Raw genomic sequence first — 6274 nt, 5'->3', positions numbered from 1 at the left:
CCCACCCGCCGCTGTCCACCGTCGTCCTGCCCAACTATGAACTGGGCCGATGGGCGGTCGAGACACTGCTCCAGGAAGAGCACAACCGCGCCGCCGGTGCACCCGTGCGCCGGCGCACGGTGAAGCTCGACGGGCCACTGGTAGAACGCGCGTCGGTAAGGGTAATCACCGTGGTCAAACAACCCGCAATTAATAATATTAGCGATTGACCAATAATAAAATAGAGTGGAATAATCATCGCACCTCGACTTATTGAGATGAAGCGCGGAGGACGCAAAACACAGCAGGACCGAAGCATTTAAAAAAGCAGGACCATCCATACCGGAGGAAGACATGCTGTCGCTTGAAAACTTGAACAAACGCAAATTCCCGTTGCGCGTGCTGGCCACGTCCGCGCTCGCATTGTCGATGGTGGCGGGCTTCAGCATCGCCCACGCCGACGACTCTCCCCTGCCCAAGCTCGCGAACAAGAAACCCTTGCGCGTCGGCTTCGCTCAGACGGAAAGCAACAACCCGTGGCGTCTCGCCGAAACCAAGAGCTTCAAGGACGTCGCGGCGAAGTGCGGCTGGCAGATGGTGATGACCGACGCGAACAGCTCGGCATCAAAACAAGTCGCTGACATCCAGAGCATGATCGCGCAGCACGTCGATTTGATCGTGTTCCCGCCGCGTGAAGAAAAGCCGCTCGCCCCGATCGTTTTGCAAGCGAAGAAAGCGGGCATTCCGGTGATCCTGGTCGACCGAGACGTGGATCAATCGGTGGCGAAAGCGGGTAAGGACTACATCACGTTCATCGGCTCCGACTTCATCAACCAGGGCCAACGCGCGGCTGACTGGCTGGTTAAATCGACCGGCGGCAAGGCGAAGATCATCGAACTGGAAGGCTCGACCGGTGCATCCGCTGCGAACGATCGCAAGAAGGGTTTTGACGACGTGATCGCGAAGAATCCGGGCATGCAGATCATCGCGTCGCAAAGCGGTGACTTCGCGCGCGACAAGGGCCGTCAGGTCATGGAAACGCTGCTTCAGGCGCATCCGGACGTGACCGCCGTGTACGCGCACAACGACGAAATGGCGCTCGGCGCGATTGCGGCGATCAAGGCTGCGGGCAAGCAGCCGGGCAAAGACATTACCTTGGTGACTATCGACGGAACGAAGGGCGGCATGGACGCCATTGCTGCCGGTGAACTCGGTGCGAGCGTGCAGTCGAGCCCGTTCTTCGGCCCGCTTGCATGCGACGTGGCGCAGAAGTTCGCGAAGGGTGAAACCGTTCCGCCGTGGGTGAAAGTTTCCGACCGCTTCTACGACAAGAGCAACGTTAAAGAGAGCATGCAGTACGGTTATTGAGCGAACGCGTTCAGTGAACGTTGCATGAAGTTACGAAGCTTGGTCTATTGAGCAACGAAGGTGTTCGAAGCGGCGCGCCCGGTCTTTTGCGGGCCGTCGCTTCTTTTGTATCCGGCGGACTGAAACGCAGGCACTGCGTGAAACCAGCCGTCAGGGAGACGCACTTGATGAACACGCCGAATTCTGGAACACCCCTGCTCGAGATGCAGGATATCGACATCAGCTTTGGTGGTGTGGCCGCGTTGCGGCACGCCAGATTGTCCGTGACCGCGGGAGAAGTGCATGCGCTGATCGGGCAGAACGGCGCGGGTAAATCGACACTGATCAAGATCCTGACGGGCGCGTATCGACGCACCGCAGGCACGATTCGTTTCGATGGCCTCGAAGCCGATTTCCGAAGCCCGAAAGAGGCGCGCGAAGCCGGTATCAGCACGATCTACCAAGAGATCAATCTGGTGCCGTTCCGCTCGATTGCCGAGAACATTTTTCTTGGCCGTGAGCCGCGCCGGTTTGGGTTGATCGACTGGAAGACGATTCATCGGCGCGCGCAGGAATTGCTCGATTCGTTCGGATTACAGATCGATGTGAGCAAACCCGTGCGGGAGTTTTCGACGGCTATCCAGCAGATGGTGGCGTTGGCGCGGGCGGTATCGTCGGAAGCGAAGATGGTCATCATGGACGAGTCCACCTCCTCGCTCGATGAACGCGAAGTCGAGTTGCTCTTCAGCGTAGTGAGACGTTTAAGGGACGACGGCCGCGCGGTGATTTTTGTCTCGCATCGGCTGGATGAACTGTATGCGCTGTGTGACCGCGTCACCGTCATGCGCGATGGGCAAACCGTCGCGGAAAGCCCGATGGCCGCGCTCGACAAGCTGCAACTCGTCACCACCATGCTCGGCCGCACGCTCGCCGCCGTCGTGCACGAGGACAGTGCGGTCAAGGAAGCGAACCTCGCCAAACGCGGTTCGACGGCGATCAGCGCGACGAACCTTGGTGCGGGCGCGAAGGTGTCGGACGTATCGCTCGATGTCCACTCAGGCGAAGCCGTGGGTCTTGCGGGGCTGCTCGGCTCGGGCCGCACGGAAACCATGCGGCTGATGTTCGGTGCGGATCCGACCGAGCGCGGGTCGCTTTCCATCGATGGCAAGCCGGTCACGCTCAAGTCGCCGCAAGACGCCATTGCGCGCGGGATTGCGTATCTCACCGAGGACCGCAAGGGCGAAGGCATCGTGCCGGAACTGTCGGTGCGCGACAACCTCACGCTTGTGTGTCTGCGGACGCTGACCAAACGCGGTGTCGTCGATGTCGCGAAGCAGCGCGAGATCGTGGACCGGTTTATCGAATCGCTCGGGATCAAACTGCGGTCAGCCGATCAACCGATCCGCGAATTGTCGGGCGGCAATCAGCAGAAGGTTTTGCTCGCACGCTGGCTGGCCACGAACCCTGGCTTATTGCTACTCGATGAACCCACGCGAGGGATCGATGTCGGCGCGAAAGCCGATGTCGCCAAGATCATCCGCGAACTGCGCGACTCGGGGCTGGCGGTGTTGCTATCGGCGTCCGAGCTGGAAGAACTCACCGCGGTAGCCGATCGTGCTGTCGTGATCCGTGATGGCAAGACCGTCGCCGAACTCGACGGTGCGCGCATGAGCGAGGCGTCGATCATGGATGCGATCGCGTATGGATCGGGTGAGGAATCCGCGCTGGCGGAAGCCGTTGATGCTAAAGAAGGTCAGCCATGAATCAGAAAACTCAACCGGCAACTGCCGCGCCGCTTGTGCAGGCCGCGCAGAAGAAAAAATATCGAATCACGATTCAGCGTGAGATCGCCGTGCTGCTCGCGATGATCGTTTTCAACCTGCTCTTCACCCAGCACTTCTGGTCGTTGCAGACCTTCAACGTCAACCTGACGCAAGTGGTGACGATCGTGATCGTCGGCATCGGGATGACACTGGTCGTGGCGACGGGCGGTATCGATTTATCGGTAGGCGCTTCCATGGCGATTGCCGGTTCGCTCGCGCCGATGATCTTCATGAACGTGGCCGGGCCGTTCGGCATTGCATTAGCGTTTGTCCTGCCTGTTTTGGCCGCCGCCGTCTGCGGTGTGTTCAACGGCTTCCTCGTCACCAGGCTCTCTGTGCAGCCGATTGTCGCGACGCTGGTGCTGTTCATCGCGGGGCGCGGCATTGCGCAGGTGTTCACCGATGGCAGCCTGCAAGCGTTCGATAACCCCGCGTTCCAGTGGATCGCGCTGGGCCGCGTGGCGGGCGTGCCGGCGCAAGTGTTCCTGATGCTCGCACTCGTGGCCGTGTTCGCGTGGATCGTGCGCAAGACCTTGTTCGGCCAGTACTTGCTCGTCACCGGCGGCAACGAGCGCGCAGCGTACCTGAGCGGAATTCCGACGGCGCGCGTCAAGATGATCGCGTACACGTTGTGCGCGGGACTGGCGGGGCTCGCAGGGTTGATATCGATCTCGGTGAATTCCTCGTCGGACGCCAACGTGATCGGCCTGGGCTCCGAGCTCGATGCCATTGCCGCCGTGGCCGTGGGCGGCACGGCGTTGACGGGCGGCAGGGCTTACATAGTGGGCACGCTGATTGGCGCGCTGATCATCCAGCTGCTGCGATACACGCTGCTCGCCCATGGCATTCCCGACGCCGCCGCGCTCGTGGTCAAAGCCGGCATCATCATTGCCGCGGTGTATGTCCAGCGGCGTCAGCGATAGGGCGATATCGACATGAAAAAGAACCTTCCCATTCTGTTGGCGTTAGCGGCGTTACTCCTGCTCGGCGTGCTTCGATACGACCACTTTGCATCGGCCTACAACATCAATTCATTCTGGCGATACAACTCGATGTTCGCGTTGATATCGGTGGGCATGGCGTTTGTGATCATCACGGGCGGCATCGATTTGTCCGTGGGAACGGTGGCGGCGCTGGCCAGCGTGGTGGCCGCGTTGGCGAGCCCGTATGGCGGTGTGGTCGCTGTGCTCGCGGGGGCGGGCGCGGGGCTCGCTATCGGCGTATTGAACGGCCTGGTGATCACGCATATGCGGATACTGCCGTTTATCGTCACGTTGGCGACGAGCCTGGGGGCGCATGGATTGGCGTTGCTGCTGGGACATAACGATGCTGTATCGATTGCGGCCACGTCCAGTTTCGCCAACTTTGGCCAAGGGGATGTATGGGGTCTGCCGATCCCGGGAATCGTGGCGGCGGTGGCGGCCGTGTTGGGCTGGCTGGCGTTGAGAAGTACGCGCTTCGGGCGACACGCGCTGGCGATAGGCGGCAGTGAAGAAGCCTCGCGTTTGATGGGCTTGAACGTGGACCGGACCCTGGTCGCAGTCTATGCGTTGAGCGGTTTGCTGGCCGGCATAGCGGGCGCGATATTGGCGGCCCAATTCGGCGCCGGGCAACCGAACGAAGGCGTGGGCTGGGAGTTGTTCGCGATATCGGCGGTGGTGCTGGGTGGAACGTTGTTGACCGGCGGACAAGGTTCAATCGCGATGACGATTGCCGGCGTCGCGTTACTTGGTCTGGTCTTTAACCTGCTTAACTTCGAGAATGGACTGGGCTTTATCAGCCTGTCGGCGTATTGGCAATCGGTGATACGCGGCGTGTTCTTGTTGCTGGTCATCGTGCTGCAAGCACGCGTGCTGAAGAAGCGGGTGACGGTGACGAAGCTGGCTCGTTGAGAGGGCAAGCCGCCATACAACGTGGCGGCTTATAAAAACAGGTGAGCAAGTTTCGGGAAAGAGAATCTGCTAAGTTATTGTCACTGACACTGACCTCGCAGAAAGCCCGAAGGCGAAAATCACCGCCATGTTCGACCTCTTCGACGACATCCCCAAGCCTGACATCGACTGGCTGCCTGACTGGCTGGACGCGCCGACGGCGTCGGACACGCTAGCCGCTTTGCTCGATGAAATCACCTGGCAGCAGGATTCGATGAACACGCCCGCCGGCAAGATCCCCTTCCCGCGCTTGACCGCGTGGCAGGGCGACCCCGGCGCGGTGTACGTGTACTCCGGCATTCGCAACATTCCGAAACCGTGGACACCGACGGTTCTCATGTTGAAAACAAAAGCCGAAGCCGCCGCTCAAACTGCATTCAACAGCGTGCTGATCAACCGCTACCGCACGGGCATGGACAGCATGGGCTGGCATGCCGATAAAGAGCGTGAACTCGGGGCACAACCGGTCATTGCGTCAGTAAGTCTGGGCACGACGCGGACCTTCGACTTTCGCCATACCAAGACGCGGCAGACGCATACGCTGCAACTCTCGCACGGCAGCTTGCTAATCATGCGCGGGCGCACGCAACTGGACTGGGCGCATAGAGTGCCGAAGGAACCGGAAGCGCGCGGCGAACGGATCAATCTGACTTTCCGGTACGTGGACGAGTCGGCATAACCTAAGCGCCCGTAGATCAACTCACCGCTTGGCGACGAAATCAATCTCAACAAGCGCATCGCGCGCCAACCCCGTCACGCCAATACAAGTACGCGCCGGCAATGGCTTAGGCAGAAAGTAGCCTTTATAAACGTCGTTCATCGCGGCGTAATCGCGTTTGAATTCCGTCAGGAAAATCCGCGCGCTGACCACGTTATCCAGCGATAACCCGATCCCTTCCAGCACAAGAATCAGGTTATCCATCACGCGACGCGTCTGGGCTTCCACGCCTTCTGGCAAGGGTGCGGTGTCATCGGTGGGATCGGTCGGCATTTGGCCGGTGAGGAACACCCAGCCATCCGCTTCGGCCGCGTGAGAAAAAGGACCGACCGGCGTGGGTGCGGTATCAACCATGGAAAAGGTGGGTAGCGTCATTGTGTCTCCTTGGAAAGTGCAGGCCGATACCGTAACGGATCAAAAATCATGCCGCCGGGCCAGACGTTCACAATGCGCGATGGCTTTGCGGCACTATCAAG

General features: G+C 60.1%; 6 protein-coding genes and 1 pseudogene. 6 read left to right on the top strand and 1 reads right to left on the bottom strand.

All coding sequences use genetic code 11. The annotated features are described in order from the left end of the window. The 6 genes and pseudogenes from GSQ93_RS21535 to GSQ93_RS21510 all read left to right on the top strand — a co-directional run. Nucleotides 1-209 (top strand): annotated as a pseudogene (locus GSQ93_RS21535) (LacI family transcriptional regulator); the annotation flags it as partial. A gap of 124 nt (nt 210-333) precedes the next feature. Then, complete coding sequence (locus tag GSQ93_RS21530; protein ID WP_158937664.1) at nt 334-1347, top strand: ABC transporter substrate-binding protein; 1014 nt, start codon at nt 334-336, stop codon at nt 1345-1347. A 167-nt stretch (nt 1348-1514) separates the two neighbouring features. Beyond that, entirely contained in the window at nt 1515-3089 is a 1575-nt protein-coding gene (locus tag GSQ93_RS21525; RefSeq protein WP_158937663.1) for a sugar ABC transporter ATP-binding protein, read from the top strand. Further along, nucleotides 3086-4072 carry an ABC transporter permease gene (locus GSQ93_RS21520; protein ID WP_158937662.1) on the top strand — a complete coding sequence of 329 codons (987 nt, stop codon included), beginning with the start codon at nt 3086-3088 and terminating at the stop codon, nt 4070-4072. The genes GSQ93_RS21525 and GSQ93_RS21520 overlap by 4 nt, the downstream gene beginning before the upstream one ends. 12 nt (nt 4073-4084) lie before the next feature. Beyond that, nucleotides 4085-5041 (top strand): ABC transporter permease, encoded by a 957-nt coding sequence (locus tag GSQ93_RS21515; protein WP_158937661.1) that lies wholly within the window; start codon nt 4085-4087, stop codon nt 5039-5041. 127 nt (nt 5042-5168) lie between these two features. Beyond that, the gene (locus GSQ93_RS21510) at nt 5169-5759 is read left to right on the top strand and encodes an alpha-ketoglutarate-dependent dioxygenase AlkB (protein ID WP_158937660.1); all 591 of its coding nucleotides are present in this window, start codon (nt 5169-5171) and stop codon (nt 5757-5759) included. A gap of 21 nt (nt 5760-5780) precedes the next feature. Here the strand turns inward: GSQ93_RS21510 and GSQ93_RS21505 are convergent, their stop codons facing one another. After that, nucleotides 5781-6173 carry a RidA family protein gene (locus GSQ93_RS21505; RefSeq protein ID WP_158937659.1) on the bottom strand — a complete coding sequence of 131 codons (393 nt, stop codon included), beginning with the start codon at nt 6171-6173 and terminating at the stop codon, nt 5781-5783. Nucleotides 6174-6274 lie beyond the last annotated feature (101 nt).

This window comes from Burkholderia sp. S171 (genome assembly GCF_009766085.1).
GTDB lineage: Bacteria > Pseudomonadota > Gammaproteobacteria > Burkholderiales > Burkholderiaceae > Caballeronia.
This window is presented reverse-complemented; position numbering and strand designations above follow the sequence as displayed.